Origin of the sequence: Serratia sp. CY83965, from assembly GCF_052166375.1 — a bacterium.
In the GTDB taxonomy this organism is placed as follows: Bacteria; Pseudomonadota; Gammaproteobacteria; order Enterobacterales; family Enterobacteriaceae; genus Serratia; species Serratia marcescens.
Window position 1 is genome coordinate 1 of record NZ_JBJNOV010000010.1, and the last position, 17,047, is coordinate 17,047.

General features: G+C 63.3%; 17 protein-coding genes and 1 pseudogene. 2 read left to right on the top strand and 16 right to left on the bottom strand.

Annotated features, from left to right (window positions below; translation table 11 throughout):
* Positions 1 to 908, bottom strand: a pseudogene (locus ACJ8PL_RS17880) (transketolase); the annotation flags it as partial.
* Positions 909 to 1,146: 238 nt separating this feature from the next.
* Here ACJ8PL_RS17880 and ACJ8PL_RS17885 point away from each other — a divergent pair.
* Positions 1,147 to 1,899, top strand: a complete 753-nt coding sequence (locus ACJ8PL_RS17885; protein ID WP_016930039.1) for a M48 family metallopeptidase — start codon at positions 1,147 to 1,149, stop codon at positions 1,897 to 1,899.
* A gap of 41 nt (positions 1,900 to 1,940) precedes the next feature.
* Here the strand turns inward: ACJ8PL_RS17885 and ACJ8PL_RS17890 are convergent, their stop codons facing one another.
* From ACJ8PL_RS17890 to ACJ8PL_RS17955, 14 genes are all read right to left on the bottom strand, one after another.
* Positions 1,941 to 3,581 carry a thiamine pyrophosphate-binding protein gene (locus ACJ8PL_RS17890; RefSeq protein ID WP_442531314.1) on the bottom strand — a complete coding sequence of 547 codons (1,641 nt, stop codon included), beginning with the start codon at positions 3,579 to 3,581 and terminating at the stop codon, positions 1,941 to 1,943.
* Positions 3,582 to 3,633: 52 nt separating this feature from the next.
* Positions 3,634 to 5,103: an aldehyde dehydrogenase gene (locus ACJ8PL_RS17895; RefSeq protein WP_016930041.1), complete on the bottom strand. Its 1,470-nt coding sequence runs from the start codon at positions 5,101 to 5,103 to the stop codon at positions 3,634 to 3,636.
* 16 nt (positions 5,104 to 5,119) lie between these two features.
* Entirely contained in the window at positions 5,120 to 5,914 is a 795-nt protein-coding gene (locus ACJ8PL_RS17900) for an aspartate dehydrogenase (protein WP_033639423.1), read from the bottom strand.
* A 15-nt stretch (positions 5,915 to 5,929) separates the two neighbouring features.
* Complete coding sequence (locus ACJ8PL_RS17905) at positions 5,930 to 6,724, bottom strand: SDR family oxidoreductase (protein WP_049299792.1); 795 nt, start codon at positions 6,722 to 6,724, stop codon at positions 5,930 to 5,932.
* Positions 6,721 to 7,539: an alpha/beta fold hydrolase gene (locus ACJ8PL_RS17910; protein WP_079451822.1), complete on the bottom strand. Its 819-nt coding sequence runs from the start codon at positions 7,537 to 7,539 to the stop codon at positions 6,721 to 6,723. Before ACJ8PL_RS17910 ends, ACJ8PL_RS17905 begins: the two co-directional genes overlap by 4 nt.
* Complete coding sequence (locus tag ACJ8PL_RS17915; RefSeq protein WP_004937634.1) at positions 7,539 to 8,063, bottom strand: cupin domain-containing protein; 525 nt, start codon at positions 8,061 to 8,063, stop codon at positions 7,539 to 7,541. The genes ACJ8PL_RS17910 and ACJ8PL_RS17915 overlap by 1 nt, the downstream gene beginning before the upstream one ends.
* Before the next feature lie 168 nt (positions 8,064 to 8,231).
* The gene (locus ACJ8PL_RS17920) at positions 8,232 to 9,488 is read right to left on the bottom strand and encodes an MFS transporter (RefSeq protein ID WP_016930045.1); all 1,257 of its coding nucleotides are present in this window, start codon (positions 9,486 to 9,488) and stop codon (positions 8,232 to 8,234) included.
* Positions 9,489 to 9,511: 23 nt separating this feature from the next.
* The gene (locus ACJ8PL_RS17925; RefSeq protein WP_049299793.1) at positions 9,512 to 10,723 is read right to left on the bottom strand and encodes an NAD(P)/FAD-dependent oxidoreductase; all 1,212 of its coding nucleotides are present in this window, start codon (positions 10,721 to 10,723) and stop codon (positions 9,512 to 9,514) included.
* The gene (locus tag ACJ8PL_RS17930) at positions 10,720 to 11,661 is read right to left on the bottom strand and encodes a VOC family protein (RefSeq protein WP_016930047.1); all 942 of its coding nucleotides are present in this window, start codon (positions 11,659 to 11,661) and stop codon (positions 10,720 to 10,722) included. Before ACJ8PL_RS17930 ends, ACJ8PL_RS17925 begins: the two co-directional genes overlap by 4 nt.
* Positions 11,662 to 11,770: 109 nt before the next feature.
* On the bottom strand, positions 11,771 to 12,565 hold the full coding sequence (locus ACJ8PL_RS17935; protein ID WP_004937625.1) for an IclR family transcriptional regulator: 795 nt from the start codon (positions 12,563 to 12,565) through the stop codon (positions 11,771 to 11,773).
* Between the two features lie 37 nt (positions 12,566 to 12,602).
* A complete protein-coding gene (locus tag ACJ8PL_RS17940; RefSeq protein ID WP_079450232.1) occupies positions 12,603 to 13,358 on the bottom strand; it encodes an SDR family oxidoreductase in 756 nt (251 codons plus the stop codon).
* A complete protein-coding gene (locus ACJ8PL_RS17945) occupies positions 13,355 to 14,398 on the bottom strand; it encodes an aromatic ring-hydroxylating oxygenase subunit alpha (RefSeq protein WP_116403783.1) in 1,044 nt (347 codons plus the stop codon). Before ACJ8PL_RS17945 ends, ACJ8PL_RS17940 begins: the two co-directional genes overlap by 4 nt.
* Positions 14,399 to 14,418: 20 nt before the next feature.
* Entirely contained in the window at positions 14,419 to 14,727 is a 309-nt protein-coding gene (locus ACJ8PL_RS17950; RefSeq protein WP_016930050.1) for a recombinase-like helix-turn-helix domain-containing protein, read from the bottom strand.
* A 2-nt stretch (positions 14,728 to 14,729) separates the two neighbouring features.
* Positions 14,730 to 15,047 (bottom strand): non-heme iron oxygenase ferredoxin subunit, encoded by a 318-nt coding sequence (locus ACJ8PL_RS17955; protein ID WP_004937614.1) that lies wholly within the window; start codon positions 15,045 to 15,047, stop codon positions 14,730 to 14,732.
* A 397-nt stretch (positions 15,048 to 15,444) separates the two neighbouring features.
* On the opposite strand from ACJ8PL_RS17955, the gene ACJ8PL_RS17960 reads away from it, so the two are divergent.
* Complete coding sequence (locus tag ACJ8PL_RS17960) at positions 15,445 to 16,689, top strand: MFS transporter (protein ID WP_110147400.1); 1,245 nt, start codon at positions 15,445 to 15,447, stop codon at positions 16,687 to 16,689.
* A 110-nt stretch (positions 16,690 to 16,799) separates the two neighbouring features.
* Here ACJ8PL_RS17960 and ACJ8PL_RS17965 read toward each other — a convergent pair whose 3' ends face one another.
* Positions 16,800 to 16,952, bottom strand: coding sequence for a Hok/Gef family protein (locus tag ACJ8PL_RS17965; protein ID WP_004937610.1), 153 nt, complete (start codon positions 16,950 to 16,952; stop codon positions 16,800 to 16,802).
* Positions 16,953 to 17,047: the final 95 nt, after the last annotated feature.

Sequence of the window (17,047 nt, forward strand, 5' to 3'; positions counted from 1 at the left end):
TTGGCCTGACCGGCTTCTTTGGCGTCCCACTGAGCGTAGATGTCCTGCGGGATTTCAAAGGCGGCGTATTTCCAGCCCAGCGCTTCGCGGGTGGCGGCCACTTCGGCGGCGCCCAGCGCAGCGCCGTGCACGTCATGGGTGCCGGCCTTGTTCGGCGAACCGAAGCCGATAACGGTCTTGCACATCAGCAGCGACGGCTTGTCGGTCACCTTGCGGGCTTCTTCAATCGCGGCCTTGATGGCGTCCGGGTTGTGGCCGTCGACGTTGCGCACCACGTGCCAGCCGTAGGCTTCGAAACGCAGGGCGGTGTCGTCGGTGAACCAGCCGTCGACGTGGCCGTCGATGGAGATGCCGTTGTCATCGTAGAAGGCGGTCAGCTTGCCGAGCTTGAGGGTGCCGGCCAGGGAGCAGACTTCGTGCGAGATGCCTTCCATCATGCAGCCGTCGCCCATGAAGGCGTAGGTGTGGTGGTCGACGATGTCGTGGCCGGGGCGGTTGAACTGCGCCGCCAGGGTGCGTTCGGCGATGGCGAAGCCGACGGCGTTGGCGATGCCCTGGCCCAGCGGGCCGGTGGTGGTTTCAACGCCCGGGGTGTAGCCGTACTCCGGGTGGCCTGGGGTTTTGGAGTGCAGCTGACGGAAGTTTTCCAGCTCGCGCATCGGCAGGTCATAGCCGGTGAGGTGCAGGAGGCTGTAAATCAACATGGAGCCGTGGCCGTTGGAGAGCACGAAACGGTCGCGGTCAGCCCAGTGCGGGTTAGTCGGGTTGTGGTTGAGGTAGTCACGCCACAGGACTTCGGCGATGTCCGCCATGCCCATAGGGGCCCCCGGGTGGCCGGAATTTGCTTTTTGTACGGCGTCCATGCTGAGTGCGCGGATAGCGTTGGCAAGCTCTTTACGAGAGGACATGTTTTACTCCAGGTCGGATAAAAAAAGCAGTCAAGTTCCCTATTTTCTCAGACTCCACATCACAACGGCAATCCCTAATGCCAAATGAGAGCGAGTTCACCACTTATTAGCACGATTGGACGCTTTTTCGGAATAACACTATTCTCGCCTTAGCTGGCGTACACTAGGCTCTTGCGACAAGATTTCCTCAAAGCAAAATGACTCTTTTACCTTGTTACCTTCACAGGAAGATGGCGTTATGAAAATTCGTACCTCTTTGATTGCGTTGGGCATTGCCACCTTGGCAACCGGCTGTCAAAACCTGAATACCGAAACCTTGATGCAGTCCGGCGCGCAGGCGTTCCAGGCGGCGACCCTGAGCAACGACGACGTTAAGGCCCTGAGTGATAAATCCTGCGCCGAGATGGACAGCAAGGCACAAATCGCGCCGGCCGGCAGCACCTACGCCAAGCGTCTCAACAAAATCGCCGCGGCGCTGGGCGACAACATCAACGGCACCCCGGCCAACTACAAGGTCTACGTGACCAAAGACGTCAACGCCTGGGCGATGGCCAACGGCTGTATCCGCGTCTACAGCGGCCTGATGGACATGATGAACGACAACGAAGTGGAAGGCGTGCTGGGCCACGAAATGGGCCACGTGGCGCTGGGCCACACCCGTAAAGCGATGCAGGTGGCTTACGGCACCGTGGCGCTGCGCACCGCGGCGTCCTCCGCCGGCGGCGTCATCGGCTCGCTGTCGCAGTCGCAGCTGGCGGATATCGGCGAGAAGCTGGTCAGCGCCCAGTTCTCGCAGAAGCAGGAAAGCGAAGCGGATGATTACTCGTTCGATCTGCTGAAAAAACGCGGCATCGATCCGAACGGCCTGGCCACCAGCTTCGAAAAACTGGCCCAAATGGAAGCCGGCCGTCAGAGCAGCATGTTCGACGATCACCCATCTTCCCAAGCGCGCGCACAGCACATTCGCGATCGCATCGCGGCAGAGAAGTAACAACGAGAACGCCCGGCAACCGCCGGGCGTTTTTTATCGTATCAATACAGGGTTTTCTGCGGCGGCCCGGCGAAGGTCAGCGGCCCGACCCGCTTCATGTCCACCTCGACCACCGACGGCCCCGGGTAATTGATCGCCTCGGCCAGCACGCCGTTGAACTGCGACGCCGCGTCCACCTTCCAGGCTTTCAACCCCATCGCTTCGGCGATCTGGGTAAAGGCCGGCGTATGCAGCTCGTTGTAATACTGGCGCCCGGCGAAATACTTGTCCTGAATGCCACGCATCACGCCATAACCGCCGTCGTTCATGATCAGCAGGGTGATGTTCACCTGTTCCTGCGCCATGGTCGCCAGTTCCCCCAGGCCCAGCGCCAGACCGCCATCGCCCACCAGCCCCACCACCTTGCGCTGCGGGTTGGCGATTGCGGTGCCGATCGCCATCGGCAGCCCCATTCCAATGGCGCCAGCCAGCGAGTGTATGTTGCACAGCGGCGAAATCGCCCGAAACAGCCGGCTGCCCCAGACGCTGCCGGAAACGGTGATATCGCGCACCAACAGCCCGTCCTGCGGCAGCGCGGCGTCGATGGCGTCATTGAGTTTGGCGTATTCGCCGGACTGCTGGCGCAGCGCGCTCTCAGCCTGCTGCACCGCTCCCGCGATCTCGGCATCCCACTCGGCGTTCACCTTCTCGCCAGGGGTCAACCGCGCCGCCAGCGCCGTCAGCAGCGCCGCACAGTCGCCATTGATTTGTTCATCGGCCAGGTAGTTGCGGTTGGCCGCCGCCGGATCGATGTCAATTTGCACCAACGGGCGCGGCAGCGGCAGCGTCCAGGTGCGGGTTTCATTACTGCGCAGGCGCGAACCGGCCACCAGCGTCAGGTCGCACTGCGTCAGGATCGCTTCAATGCTCGGCGAGTTGTGGAACGCCCGCAGGCTGCGCGGATGGCTGTCCGGCAGAATGCCGCGCCCGTGGGTGCTGGAGATCACCGCCACGCCGGCGTCCGCCAGCTTGCGCACCGCGTCGCCGCAGGCCAGCGCACCGCCGCCCAACCATAACAGCGGGCGCTTGGCCTGTTTCAGCCGCTGATGCAGCCGCTCCACCGCTGCGGCGTCCGCCTTCGGCAGCGGCGCCGGCGCCAACGGTTCGGCCAGCACCGAGCGGGACACCAGGCTGCTTTGAATATCGATCGGTATCTCGACCGCCACCGGGCCGCAGGGCACGGTTTGCGCATCCAGGATCGCTCGCTGGATCACCGCCACCGCCTGCTCCGGCGAATTGACCCGGTAAGCGCGCTTGGAGCAGGCGCGCAGGAAGCCGAGCTGATCGCGGGTTTCATGAATAAAACCGGCGTCGGCGTCCAGATAGGCTTTTTCCACCTGGCCGGTGATATGCAACAGCGGCGTGTTGGCGTTGAGCGCCTCAATCATCGCCCCCCCCGCGTTGCCGGTGCCGGCGCCGGTGCTGGTCCACGCCACGCCCAGGCCGGAGAAACGCCCGTGCGCGTCGGCCATGGTCACCGCGCCCGCTTCGCCGCGCGCCGGCACGAAGCGAATTTTATCGCGCTGCCCCACCGCATCGGCGATCGGCAGATTATGAATCGAAATGATGCCGTACATCGCCGACACCGCGTACTGTTCCAGAGTCCGGGCTATCGCCTCGCCAACCGTGATTTTATCGCTCATCATCTGCCTTCTTAGGGTAATCGTTATTAGGGTTATGCGTAGAGGTGTCGGCCTAGTCGCTCCAGCGGTTCACCTGATGGCTCAGCGCCAGATACACGCTTTTCTGCTGCATGTAGGCCTTGATGCCGTTCAGGCCCTTTTCGCGGCCCAGTCCGCTTTCCTTGAAACCGCCGAACGGCGTGGAAATCGAGAACGTTTTGTAGGTGTTGATCCAGACGGTGCCGGTTTCCAGCCGCTCCGCCAGCGCCATCGCCCGCGGGAAATCGCGACTCCAGATGCCGGCCGCCAGGCCGTACACCGAGTCGTTGGCCTGTTCGATCAGCTGTTGCTCGTCGTCGAACGGCAGCGCCACCAGCACCGGGCCGAAGATCTCCTCCTGGCACACGCGGGCATCGTTGTTCAAACCTTCGATAATGGTCGGCAGGTAATAGCTGCCGCTCGCCAGTTGCGGATCGGCCGGCGCTTCGCCGCCTATGCTCACCCGGCCGCCCTCCTGCCGCGCCAACGCCACGTAGTCCGCCACGCTTTGCCGATGCTTGGCGCTGATCAGCGGGCCGAGATGCACGCCCGGCACCAGCGGGTTGCCGATGCGCAACCCCGCCGTCAGTTCGGTCAAGCGCGCCAGCAGCGGCTGATACAGCGAACGATGCACGAACAGCCGTGAACCGGCGATGCACGCCTGGCCGGCGGAGCTGAAAATGCCGTAGCAGATGCCGCGCGCCGCCTGTTCCAGATCGGCGTCCTCCAGCACGATGGTCGGCGATTTACCGCCCAGCTCCAGCGAGGTGGGGATCAGCTTGTCGGCGGCGATGTGCGCCAAATGGCGCCCGGTGCCGGTCCCGCCGGTAAAGGCGATCTTTTTCACCAACGGATGGCGCGCCAACGCCTCGCCGATCACCGAACCTTTGCCCGGCAGCACGCTGAGCAGCCCGGCAGGGAGCCCCGCCTGTTCGAACAGCTCGGCCAGCTTCAGCGCCATCAGCGGCGTGGCTTCGGCCGGTTTGAGCACCACGGCGTTGCCCGCCGCCAGCGCCGGCGCCACCTTCTGCATTTCGCTGGCGATCGGTGAGTTCCACGGCGTAATGGCGGCGATCACCCCCATCGGTTGATACTGACTGAGCGTCATCACTTCGGCGCTGCGCGGGGTCGGCAGCTCGCCTTCCAACACCTCGCAGGCGGCGGCGAAGTAGCGCGCGGTCGCCGCCGCGCTGGCCACCAGGCCGCGGGTTTCCGCCAGCGGTTTGCCGTTGTCGCGCGTCTGCAACTCGGCCAGCTGTTCCTGCTGCGCCAGGATCAGGTTGCTCACGCGGTAGAGAATTGAGGCGCGTTGGTGCGGCACCAGCCCGCGCCATTCCGGCGCGCGCCAGGCCTTTTCCGCCGCCTCTACCGCCTCGTTGACATCCTCGACGTTAGCGGCGCGCAGCCGCGCGTTGACGCTGCCGTCGGCCGGGAATACCGAAGCCATCTCTTCGCCGCGCCCTTCACGCCAGCGCCCGGCGACAAAAATATTCAATCGTTCCATGCTCCGCTCCTGCCGTTCAGGCAATAAAACCGCCGTCCACCAGACGGCGGCAGGCTTGTACCGCGCTCAGCGCCGCCAGGGTTGATGTTTTGGGATTGCTCGCCAGCGGGTTGCCGCTCAGCTCAATGTGAAACTCGCCAAAGTCGCCGCACACCTGCAGGCGATGGGTATTGCGCCGGGTGGCGGGATCGACCTGCAGGCGCACCCGGGTGGCGTCCATCCCCAGACCGTTGAGCGCAATAGTGGCCGCCACGTTGGCGTTGGCCGGGAACAAACGCGCCGCTTCGCGCGCCGAGCCTTCAAAAAATACCTGCGCCTCGCGCACCGCATCGAGGTCGATCAGTTGCTCCGCCGGGCTGCCGCGCCAGCTGGCCGGGCTCTTGCTGGCCTGATAGGTCACGCTCTCCAACCCGCCTTCACGCGCCGACGCCAGCCCGTCCATCCCCGCCACCGCGCCGGACAGCACGATCAGCTGCCCGTGATGGCGGCGGCAAACCTGCTGCAGCCGCTGTTGCAATGCGGCGTCCGCCAGCGCGCCGGTCGAGACCACCGCCAGCGGCCAACCGCGCTGCAGCACCGCCTCGCCAAACTCCGCCACTGCCTGCTGGCTGGCGCACTCCAGCACCAGATCCGGCCGCTGCGAACACTGCTCCGGATGGGTCAGCGCCTGCACCCGCCCGTCAAAAGCCTCGGCGATCGCCGCATGATGAGCTGCGCGCGCCAGGATCCAGCCAACCTCCACGCCTTCCGGCAGACGGGCGATCACTTCCTTCGCCATCGCGCCGTAGCCAATCATCATGATCTTCTTCATCTTTCTCGGCCCCTGCTACACATGGCGGTTAAAGCCGCCGGAAACGTCCAGCGCCGCGCCGGTGGTAAAGGAAGCCAGCGGCGAAGCGAGGAACAACAGCGCCTGCGCCGGCTCCTGCGGCTTGCCCAGGCGTTTCATCGGGATGCCGCGCCGTTCGGCGATGGCCGCCGTCCACTGCTCCCAACTTTGATCTTTATCGCTGCGCTCGTCGAAACGGCGGCGCCACTGGCCCGACTCCACCATCCCCAGCAAGATCGAGTTAACCCGAATGCCTTTGCCCACCAGCTCTTTCGACAGCGTCAGCGTCATGTTGAGCAGCGCGGCACGCGCCGCCGAGGTGGCGATCATGTGCTCTTCCGGCTGCAGCGCCAGCAGCGAGTTCACGCAGGTGATAGACGCGATCGCCGATCGTTCCAGCGCCGGTAAGAACGCCTGCACCGGGTTGATCACGCCGAACAGCTTCAGCTCGGCCTCATGCAGCCAGGCCTCGCGCGGCGTCTGGTCAAAATGGGCGACGAAGCCCTGACCGGCGTTGTTGATCAGCAGATCCACGCCGCCGAAATGCGCCGTCACCTGAGCGGCGAACTGCGCCACCTGCTGCGCGTCCAGCACGTCGCAGCGCAGCGCCAGGATATCCGCCTGCGGGAAGTCCGCGCGCAGGCTGGCTGCTGCGCCGGCCAGTTTGTCCTGATCGCGGCCGCAGAACGCCACTTTCGCCCCTTCGGCCAGCAGCAGCTTCAGGGTTTCAAAACCGATGCCCGACGAGCCGCCGGTCACCACCGCCACCCGATCCTCAAGCTGAAAATTCATCGTTGGATTGCTCCCGTAAAGTCCCGCAGATAGCGGTTGAAACACGCCGGCGCATCGAGGTAGCTGGCATGACCGGCGGTGGCGATCAGACGCAGCGTCGCGTCCTGCTCGCGCGCCAGCTCGGCCGCCTTCTCCGGTGGCGTAATGCGATCCTGTTCACCGCACCACACCTCCAGCGGGCCGCGATAGCGCGCCAGATAGCGACCGATATCATCGTTGGCCAACATCCAGGCGGCACTCAGAAAACCGTCGGGATCGAGCTGCTGCATGCCGTTGCGCACCCAGGCGATATCCTGCGGATCCGCCCCTTCACGCAGCAAGGCCGCCGCCCGCTGCTCGCCGTAGCCCACCGGCCCCAGCGTCTCTATCATCTGCTGGCGCTGGCCGTACACCTGCCGGCGTTTTTCCTCCGGCGCCGTGGCATAGCCCTGCGCCGGATCCGCCAACACCAGCCCGCACAGCCCATCCGGATAGCCGGCAGCATAGGCGCTACCGATCAGCGCCCCCAGCGAATGGCCGACGATCAGCGGCTGCACCAGCTGCAGCTCATCAATCAGCGCCGCCAACGCCGCCGCATAACCGGCGGCATCGGCCTGCGGATCCGCCAACGGCAGGCTGCCGCCGTAGCCCGGCGCGTCCCACGCCAACAGACGGTGGCCGTCCGTCAGGCCGTTATCGTTGAACTGTTTGATCCACGAGGCGGATCCGGAGCTGATGCCGTGCAGCAACACCACCGGCCGCCCCTGCCCGGCCTCGCGCCAGCTCAGGGTGTACGCCCCGCAGCGCGCCCGTTGGCGTTGCGCCAGGCCGTTCATCAGTTGCGCTTCACTTTGGACAGCGGGTGATCCGCCGGATAGGTCGGGATCTCCGGCTTGGCGGTGCCGAGCATCACGCACATCAGCGCCTCTTCCTCGCCGTGGTTGAACAGGCCGCGATACACCCCCGCCGGCACCGAGATCAGATCGCGCTCTTTCAGCCTGGTTTCGTAATACTCTTCCCCATCCTGAATCATCAGCGTGATGCTGCCTTTCAGCATGAAGAACACTTCTTCCACGTCGTCGTGCAGGTGCAGCGGGCCCTCGCACTTCGACGGCAGCACCATGGTGGAGAAGGTGAAGTTGCCCGCCGGAATGGTGTTGGCGTCGCTGGCCACGCCGGTGGCGCCAGTGCCGATGTAGCGCATCTGCGCGCGGCGGTATTTCGGGTCAAAATCGGCCTGGAATTTCAGCGCGTTCCAGTCATATTTGCGGCCTTCGAAACGGGCAATGCGCGACTCCACCCAGTTTTCCATCGACAGATCCTGCGGCTTGACGCCGGCTTTGTTCTCAACCTGAGACATGTTGTCACTCCTCTGTTGAATCAAATGGTTATCCCCTTCGTCTTTCACGCTGTCGCGTTGTTGGCTGCATTCGTTCGCACCAGTCACTTACCACAGTAAGCTCCTGGAGACTCACGAACTTGCCGCCTAGCCACAGCATGAAATCCATTGGGCTTAGTAATTGTTAATTCAGTACTTTCTCAGCAACGGCAGCAGAATGAGGCAGCCGACGAACGCCATCACCACCAGGAACAGCAGGCCGTTATCCATATTGCCGGTGGCGGCGATCAGCGCCCCCATCAGCACCGGCGCCAGCGCGCCGGCAAAATTGCCCAACCCGTTGAAGATGCCGCCGGCGGTGGCGCTCACCTTGCTGCTGGTGGCCTTCGCCAACAGCGCGAAAATATTCGGCGCGCCGGCGCCCCACATAAAGGTGCTGAAGGCCATGGCGGCGATCACGCTGTAGGTGCCCTGCAGGTGCAACACCACCGCCAGACCGAGGCCGGCGCCGCACAGCGACAGGAAGCAGGCCAGCGCGCGGCGATCCAGCTTGTCCGACAGCCAGGCGCCCAGCACTTCGCCGAGCAGCATGGCGATGAACGGCAGCGAAGAGAGGTAACCGGCATGCTCCAGATGAATGCCTTTGCCCTTGATCAGATAGCTCGGCAACCAGCCGTTCATGCCCCACAGGTAGGTCAGAAAGGCGATGTTGAACAGGCAGATCATCCAAAAGTGCGGACTGCGCAGCAGCTCGCGGCGGTGCTGTTTGCGTTCGGACACCGCCGGTTTGGCCGCCGCCGCCGGACGCGAGACGTTCAGGTGGCGCATGCCGAACAGCACCAGCAACATCACCGGCAACGTCAGAAACGCCATAAAGAAGAAGGTGGCCTGCCAGTCGAAGGTATTGAGGATGTACAGGGTGACCGGGAAGCCGAGCGCGGCCCCCAACGGCGTGCCGAGCAACCACAGCATGGTGGCGCGCGCCTGCAGCTGCGGCGGGAAAGCCTGACGAATAATGGCGTAGGCCATCGGCAGCAACGGCCCTTCGGCGATGCCGAGCAGGATGCGCAGCGTCATCATGGCGTGATAGGAACGCACCAGCCCCATCAACACCATCAGCACGCCCCACACCACCATCATGCCAATCAATACCTTGACCGGATTAAGCCGATCGCCGATGCCGCTGAGCAGCATGGAGGAAATGCCGTAGGAGAACAGAAACGCGCTCATCAGCAAGCCCAGCCGCGCCGGGTCAAAACCAATGCCCAACGCCTGCTGAAACTCGGCGTCGGAAAACAGCGCCGCGATGCTGATCTTGTCGAAAAACGCCAGCAGCACGCAGGCGAACAGCGCGATCGGCACCGACCAGCGCACCCGCTGCTGCGGATTTTCGGCAACGGTTTCCCCCGCCCGTCCAGCGCGGGCGTCAATGTCTTGCGTAGTCATAAAACGCTCCCGAGGTTCGGGCGTTATTTCAACGCCATCAAAGAAAACTCCGCATCCGCCAGTTGCTGCGGATCCAGCACCCGGCCGCTCGCCAGCCAACGCTTGCCGAGTTTGATGGTGCGCGCGTCGTTGAACGCCACCATCTGCACCAGCTGCCGATCGGCGTTCAGCGTGAAGAACACCTGCGACTGCGGCGTGCGGCGCACCACATGGTGCACGCCGCCGCTCGGCACGCCGAGGATCTGGATATTGACGTCATATTGATCCGACCACAGCCAGGCCACGTCGTCATACGGGGCGGCGAAGGCGTCGAGCATCGCGCAGGCGGTGCTGATGGCCTGATTTTGCGCGTAGGCCCAGGACTGCAGGCACAGGCCAAGCGTCGGGTGACGCGCCACGTCGCCGGCGGCGAAGATCGCCGGATGGCTGGTGCGCCCCTGGCCGTCGACCACAATGCCGGACTCGATCGCCAGCCCGGCGCTGCGCGCCAGTTCGAGATTCAGCTCGACGCCGATCCCCACCACCACCAGATCGAAGGCCTGCGGATCGCTGACTTCGCTGCCGATCCAGGCGGCGCCGTCGCGATCTTCCAGCGAGATCTCACCGCAGCCGCACAGCACCGTGACGCCCTGCCGGCGATGCAGTTCGAGCAACGCCTGCGAGACATCGGCGCCGACGCTGCGCATGCACAGCGCAGGCTGGCGTTCAAACACCGTCACCTCGGCGCCGAGACGCCGCGCGGAAGCGGCGATCTCCAGCCCGATCCAACCGCCGCCGACGATCGCCAGGCGACGACAGCCCTGCAGCCCCTGCCGCAACCGGGCCGCATCGTCCCAGGAACGCAGCGTCATCACGCGCGGGTGCTGCGCCCAGGCGGCGCCCGGCACACGCGGCCGCCCGCCGGTGGCGATCAGCAACTGCTCGAACTGCAGCCGTTGCCCATCGCTGAGCGTAACGATTTGCTGTTCGGCGTCGATGGACTCGGCGCGCAGCGGGCGGCGCCAGTCGATATTCAGCTCCGCCACCGTCTGTTCGCTGAACAGCCGGCTGAGGGAAGCCGCGGCATCCAGCAACGCCGCTTTCGACAGCGGCGGCCGCTCGTAAAAATCGTAGGGTTCGTCGCTGACAACCGTCAGCCGGCCGCTGTAACCGCGGTCGCGCAGCGTCTTGGCCGCCCAGCCGCCGGCCTGGCCGCCACCGACGATGACGATGCCCGCCTGTTCAGCCCGGTTCATAACGCCTCCGCTTTTTTATGCTGGCGGCGCGTGTCGTGATCGATGCCGCCCTCTACCGCCCATTCGGTGAAGGAGACCAGCGAATGCTCCAGCTCGCGCGGCTGCCAGTTTTCCGTCAGATAATCGTCGTTGGTGTAGTACTCGAACGCGCCGCCGGTCGGGCTGTTGACGTACCAGAAATAGGCCGAGGAGATCGGGTGACGGCCGGGGCCGATAAAGGTGCTCCACTGCTCTTTGTTCATGGCGATGCCGCCGCCGATCACTTCGTGGATATCGCGCACGGTGAACGCCACGTGATTCAGGCCGCGTGGGCGGTTCGGCAACTTCAGCAGGAACAGGTTATGATGGCCGCCGCGCGCCTGGGTGCGCAGGAAGACGGCGCGATCGATATAGCGATCGGAAACCTGGAAATCCAACAGCTCGCGGTAGAAACGCTCGGTCGCCGCCAGATCGTCGACGAAGAACACCACGTGGCCGATGTTGATCGGCTGCGCCTGCGAATAGACCGGGCTGGGTTGATCGATGCGGCGCACGTCGCCCCACTGGTTGATCGGCGTGACCGGCACCTCGACCGCCTGCTGGCGGCTGACGACGAAGCGCAGCGTCATGCCGTTGGGATCGCGGCATTCCAACTCTTCTCCCACCTGACGGAAGCCGGGCATCAACGCCAAACGCGGCTGCAGGCGCGCCAGTTCGGCGGGCGAGGCCACGCCCCAGGTCATGCGGCGCAGGGTGGAACCGCCTTCAAACGCCGCAGGCAGCGCCGCGCTTTGCAACGGGTGCAGGACAACCCGCGCCCCGCTCAGGGTAGTGAATTCGCGCTGCGCTTCGCCCCAATGTTGCGTGGCGGGCTGCAGGCCGAAATCTTGCATGAATTTTTCGCAGGTTGGCAGATCTTCGACGCCAAATTCCAGTTTTTCGATTCCGATTACGCTCATTGTTCAGCCTCACATTCTCGCTGCATACGGTTTTCAGGCATGACTGAACCCCGGCCCGTGTTTGCTGCGGGCCTTATCCCTGCCTGAGTAAAAGAGTCGGTCCTGTCGGTTAGCCGACGTTGGCCTGCGGCGGCGCGCCGAGGAAGCCGGAAATTTTCTCCGCCGCGTCGCGCACTTCCATGCGCAGCCGCTCGCGATCCGCTTTCGGGATCTCATCGGACGGCACCATGATGCTGACCACCGCCTCGACCCGCTGCTCGCGGTTGAAGATCGGATAGACGATCGAGGAGATGCCGTGGCGGAAGAACGATTCGCCGATCACATAGCCGCGCGCCTTGTCTTGCTGCACCATCTGCCACAGCGTTTCGCGATCCGCCGGGGTGCCCGGCGCATTGCCCGGCAGTTGCGCGTCTGGATAAAGTTGTTCGAACTCACTGCGAGTCGCGCTGGTCAACAACATGCGGCCGAGCGAGGTTTGGTGCACCGGCAAGCGGGTGCCGACGCTGACCTGATTGATCTGCGAACCGGCAGCGCTGACGCGGGCGATATAGATCACATCACGCCCGTCGCGGATCGCCAGATGGCTGCTGCACTGGCTGCGATCGCGCAGCTGCTCGATCACCGGCTGGCCGGCCTGCGCGACGTCCAGCGACGCGATATATTCGAAGCCGAGGCGCAGCACCTTGATGCCGAGCGCAAAGGTGTTGGTGCGCGGATTGCGCTCCAGAAAGCCCAGGTGTTCGAGCGTCTGCACCACGCGATAAGCGGTGGCCTTCGGCATATCGACCAGGCGATGCAACTCGGCGAAGGTCATCTCCTTATGCTGCTCGCCAAACGCCAGCAGCAACTGCAACCCGCGATCCAGCCCCGGGATCAGATACTTACATGCTTGCTCGTCCGCCATCTCTCGCTCCTGCGCTGTGCGCCTGCCCTGCGGGCCGTCAGTTGAATACGAAGCCGCCGTTGACCGGCAGCAGTTGACCGGTGACGAAATTCGCCAGCGGCGACAGCAGATAAAGCACCGTACCGTTCACATCGTCCGGGTGCTGCGCCCCGGCCAGCGCGCGCCCCTGCTCGTACAGCTGGTGGCGTTCGGCGGGGACATACTCGGTGGCTTCCACCCGCGTCAGGCCCGGCGCGATGGCGTTGACGCAGATCCCCTGCGGCCCCAGTTCACGCGCCATCGATCGGGTCATCGCGATCAGCGCGCCTTTACTGGCAACATAGGCCATCAGGCGCGGCGCGCCCCACAGCGCGGTGTCCGACGCCACGTTGACGATCTTGGCGTGCGGGTTGCGCGCCAGCAGCGGCACCGCCGCCTGGCTCACCAGCCAGGTGCCGCGCACGTTGACCTGCATTACCCGATCCCACAGATCGATGTCGTATTCCATCATGGTTTTACCGCCGACGCCGGTCGCCAGCGCCGCGTTGTTCACCAGCCCGTCGATCCCGCCGCCTGTGGCGATCTTCTCGAACGCCGAACGGATCGAATCCGGTGAGGCCAGATCGATGATTTGCGTTTCCACCTGAGCGCCCTGCTCGCGCAGCGCGGCGCCGCTCGCCGCCAGCTCATCCGCCAAAATGTCGCACATCACCACCTGCGCGCCGGCAGCCGCGATGGCGGCGGCGAAGCTGTAGCCCAGGCCGCGCGCCGCGCCGGTGACCACGATGCGTTTATCGTTCAGCAGGCCGTTCACTGCGCCGCCTCCCGCTCGCGCAGCGTCGCCAGCTGTTTTTGCGCCTCTTTCTGCATCAGGCGGCGCAGGCGAGAAAGACCGACGTCGTGCTGGTACAGATATTCGCGGCCGCGGGCGTTAGGCGCCATGTTCTCAAGCACGATGCGATCCTGCTCGAGCACGTCCCAATGCAACGATTCCAGGCGATTGCGGTACATGAAGCGCCACATGTCGCGCTGCCAGTCTTTGACCTTACGAATGCGCCAGAAGAATACCCGGCAGTGATCCTTGTCTTCCGGCACCACCATGCCAATGATCCAGAAGTGACCGCCCGGCCCGAAACGCTTCTTGTACGGGATCGACAGGCGCATCCAATACGCGCCGCTGTTGCCGAATTCCACCCAGTCGAAGTTGACGCCGATCTGGCCGTTTTTCTTGAAGATGAAGCCGCTGTCGGTCGGCTCCAGCGCCATGTCCGCCTTGCGATCCCCTTCCGCCATCGAGTGTGAAGAAGAGTGCAGGTAAGTGCCGTGCATCGGATCCATCACGTTTTCCAGGGCGTACTGGTAGTTGCAGTTCCAGCTGGCGGTGCACAGAAAATTACTGTACGACGCTTCGTCCGCCAGCTCTTGCGGGAAAGTCAGCTCCGCCGGCGCTTCATCCGCCGTCACGCCGAAATAGAGGAACACCGCGCCATAGGCTTCTTTGGCCGGGTAAGATCGCAGGCATTTTTGCCCCACCAGCGGGCAGCGATCCACCGCCGGCACGTCTTTCACCATCCCGTCGCCGCCGACTTCCACCCCGTGATACCAACAGGCGATGCGATCGCCGAGGTTCCACCCCATGGAAAGCCGCGCGCCACGGTGCGGGCAACGGTCTTCCAGCGCGTGGATCTGGCCTTCGCCGTCGCGCCACACCACGATTTGCTGCTCCAGGCGGGTGATGCCGACCGGGTTATTGCCCACTTCCCAGCTGGCCAGCACCGGATACCACATGCCGCGCAGCCCCTGGTCAAGATAGTCCTGCAAGCTCTGTTCGGAGGATGTTGTGTTTGCTGTCATTGTCTTCTCCCGGGTGTCGCTCAGAAACCGTTAACGTGAAGGAATTCGCGGAACGTCGCCTCATTCCAAGGCTGGCCGCTGCGATCGAACAGACGACGCTGATTCAACGCGCTAACGATCTGCTCCAGCTCTTCCCCCCCCTGATCGAAGATCGTTTCCAGCGCCGCCACCAGGGCGGTTTCGAAACCGTCCGGCACCCGGGCGCGGTTTTGCCAGATGACATTGCGGAACTGGCCCGGCTGATGGATTTGACCGTTGCCGCCTTCGCGGGCTGGCGTCACTTGTTGGGTGTCCGGCAGCCAGGGATTGAAATCGGTGATGTGCTGCATGATTACTCCTCCGCGATAAAGGTGATCTGGATTTGGTTGTCGACCACCCGGGTGGGATAGGTTTGCAGATCTCGGCCGCCCGGCTCGCGCAGGCACTGGCCGGTGCGCACGTCAAACAGCGCTTCGTGCAGCGGGCACTCAACCTTGCCGTCGTCTACAAACCCCTGGCTGAGCAAGGCATAAGCATGCGGGCAGACGTCTTCCAGCGCGTAGTAGTTACCGTCGAGCAGGTACACCCCGATCTCTTTTCCTTCCACTTTGCCGGAGAAAGGAAAATCTTCTTTCACCTGAGACACTTCGCACACATTCTTCCAGCTCATTGCTTTTATCCTCTATCTGATTGTTTCATATATGAAACTCAGTTTCTTATTTAATACAGCCACTATAAGTCTGGCGAAACTTTCGTCAAGCGAGCGGAACGGCAAATGTTAATGAAAGGTTGTTTAAAAATGACAAATGCGGGAAGGATCACGAAATCATGCACCGATATGAAAAACCTATGTCAGTTGTGCGCTCCCTCGCTAATTTATGGCAAAAAACGCGTTGATCTCTGCGGCGAATTGCGCGTAAAAGTGTTTTCCCTCTGTCATTTACGCCCTATTTGATAACAATAAATTTACATCAATCAGCCCCATCCCCGCGTTTGCGCCAAATGGCATCCTCGGGTGAGTTTACTGCTGCCTGAATTCGTCAACCGCTCGCACTGAGGAACGCGCCGTGCAACAACGTCAACGCTGGTTTGGGGTGCTCGCCCTGCTGTTTCTGATCGTTATCGCCTATGCGGATCGGGTTAATATCGCCGTGATGTTGGTCAATCCCGACTTCCTGCAACACTTTCAACTCGGCGGTGACCGCGCTCACCAGGGCACGCTGATGACGGTGTTTTTACTCGGTTACGGCCTGTCCGCCATGTTGCTGACGCCGTTTCTGGAAACGCTGATGGGTTACCGCCGCGCGCTGACGCTGAGCGTGGTGCTGTGGGCGCTGCTCACCGCCGCCTCGCCGCTGGCGGGATCGCTGCTGTTGCTGTGCGCGGTGCGCGCGCTGCTTGGCGTCAGCGAAGGGCCGCTGTTCTCGCTGAAAACCATGTACATCAGCGATCATTTCGCCGCCGACGAGCGCGGCAAGCCCAACGCGGTCAGCGCGCTGGGCGTCTCGTTGGGGCTGGTGCTCGGCTTTCCGCTGGTGAGTTTTCTGATGGCGCACTTCGGCTGGGCGATGTCGTTTCACCTGCTGGCGCTGCTCAACCTGCTGCTGGGCCTGGCGCTGGTTCGGTTGTTCGTTCATCCGCTCGCCTTACCCTCATCTTCTTCACGCCCTGCCGATTCGCAACCGGTGCTAAGCCGCGTCTGGCACACCTTTGCGCTGGCCTGGCGCACGCCGATGCTCGGCTGGATCCTGCTGATCGAGATCGCCACGCTCAGCTACCTGTGGGGCTCCAGCGCCTGGCTGCCGGCTTACCTGACCGATGAAAAGGGGTTCTCCATCAAGCAAATGGGCTGGATGGCGGCGCTGCCGTTCATCGTCAGCATCGCCTCCAAATACCTCGGCGGCGCGTTGCTCGATCGTATCCGCCCCTATCAGGCGCCGCTGATCTTCGTCTTTGGCGGCGCGGCGACCGCACTGTGCATCTATGGCGTAATGAACAGCCATCAGCTTGGTTGGATCGCCTTCTTCCTGCTGGCGGCCAACGCCTGTTGGGGTGCGCAGGGCGCGGCGATCCCCACGCTGCTCCAGCATTATGCGCGGCCGGAGGCGGTCGGCAGCGCCTATGGGCTGATCAACGGCATCGGCAATCTGTTCTCGGCGTTCGTGCCGATGGCGATGGGCATGGTGATGGCCAGCCAGGGCAAGGTGTCCTCGGGCTTTGCGGTGCTGATTGCCTCACAGCTGTTGACGCTGCTGGCGGGCGGCGCGCTGTTTAGCCGTATGTTGCTGACGCGGCAGGTGAAACGGGCATAGTCTGTTCCCGCACCGTTGCGGCAGAGAAAGCCAATGGCCTTGAGAGGGTGCTCATGGATCTGGACGCCAACAACCAGCAGACGGGGGCCATCCCCCGTCGCCGGGTTGCCTTACCGTTCGGATTCGTAAGCCAAAATGGCCGCAACCTCCGTAGTGCCCGATCGGATCCGCAGCTCGCACAGCGTGCTACGGGTTATCCATGCCAGTGATATTACCGTGGCACAAATAACCACCAGTTTTAACAGGCTCCGTTTGTTCGGCATCATGCCTTCTTCTCCTTGCCTCGCGGCGGGTAAGAGGCTAACTTAACGTTGCTGGCGTTAGAGTAGGCCTCGGGTTGATGAATATCGACTCGGGG

What these genes read in the sequence shown, in the direction of transcription:
- ACJ8PL_RS17895 (WP_016930041.1), bottom strand. Translation starts at nt 5,103, where the DNA reads ATGGAACGATTGAATATTTTTGTCGCCGGGCGCTGGCGTGAAGGGCGC.
- ACJ8PL_RS17890 (WP_442531314.1), bottom strand. Translation starts at nt 3,581, where the DNA reads ATGAGCGATAAAATCACGGTTGGCGAGGCGATAGCCCGGACTCTGGAA.
- ACJ8PL_RS17910 (WP_079451822.1), bottom strand. Translation starts at nt 7,539, where the DNA reads ATGAACGGCCTGGCGCAACGCCAACGGGCGCGCTGCGGGGCGTACACC.
- ACJ8PL_RS17950 (WP_016930050.1), bottom strand. Translation starts at nt 14,727, where the DNA reads ATGCAGCACATCACCGATTTCAATCCCTGGCTGCCGGACACCCAACAA.
- ACJ8PL_RS17930 (WP_016930047.1), bottom strand. Translation starts at nt 11,661, where the DNA reads ATGAGCGTAATCGGAATCGAAAAACTGGAATTTGGCGTCGAAGATCTG.
- ACJ8PL_RS17965 (WP_004937610.1), bottom strand. Translation starts at nt 16,952, where the DNA reads ATGCCGAACAAACGGAGCCTGTTAAAACTGGTGGTTATTTGTGCCACG.
- ACJ8PL_RS17925 (WP_049299793.1), bottom strand. Translation starts at nt 10,723, where the DNA reads ATGAACCGGGCTGAACAGGCGGGCATCGTCATCGTCGGTGGCGGCCAG.
- ACJ8PL_RS17920 (WP_016930045.1), bottom strand. Translation starts at nt 9,488, where the DNA reads ATGACTACGCAAGACATTGACGCCCGCGCTGGACGGGCGGGGGAAACC.
- ACJ8PL_RS17900 (WP_033639423.1), bottom strand. Translation starts at nt 5,914, where the DNA reads ATGAAGAAGATCATGATGATTGGCTACGGCGCGATGGCGAAGGAAGTG.
- ACJ8PL_RS17955 (WP_004937614.1), bottom strand. Translation starts at nt 15,047, where the DNA reads ATGAGCTGGAAGAATGTGTGCGAAGTGTCTCAGGTGAAAGAAGATTTT.
- ACJ8PL_RS17935 (WP_004937625.1), bottom strand. Translation starts at nt 12,565, where the DNA reads ATGGCGGACGAGCAAGCATGTAAGTATCTGATCCCGGGGCTGGATCGC.
- ACJ8PL_RS17905 (WP_049299792.1), bottom strand. Translation starts at nt 6,724, where the DNA reads ATGAATTTTCAGCTTGAGGATCGGGTGGCGGTGGTGACCGGCGGCTCG.
- ACJ8PL_RS17885 (WP_016930039.1), top strand. Translation starts at nt 1,147, where the DNA reads ATGAAAATTCGTACCTCTTTGATTGCGTTGGGCATTGCCACCTTGGCA.
- ACJ8PL_RS17945 (WP_116403783.1), bottom strand. Translation starts at nt 14,398, where the DNA reads ATGACAGCAAACACAACATCCTCCGAACAGAGCTTGCAGGACTATCTT.
- ACJ8PL_RS17915 (WP_004937634.1), bottom strand. Translation starts at nt 8,063, where the DNA reads ATGTCTCAGGTTGAGAACAAAGCCGGCGTCAAGCCGCAGGATCTGTCG.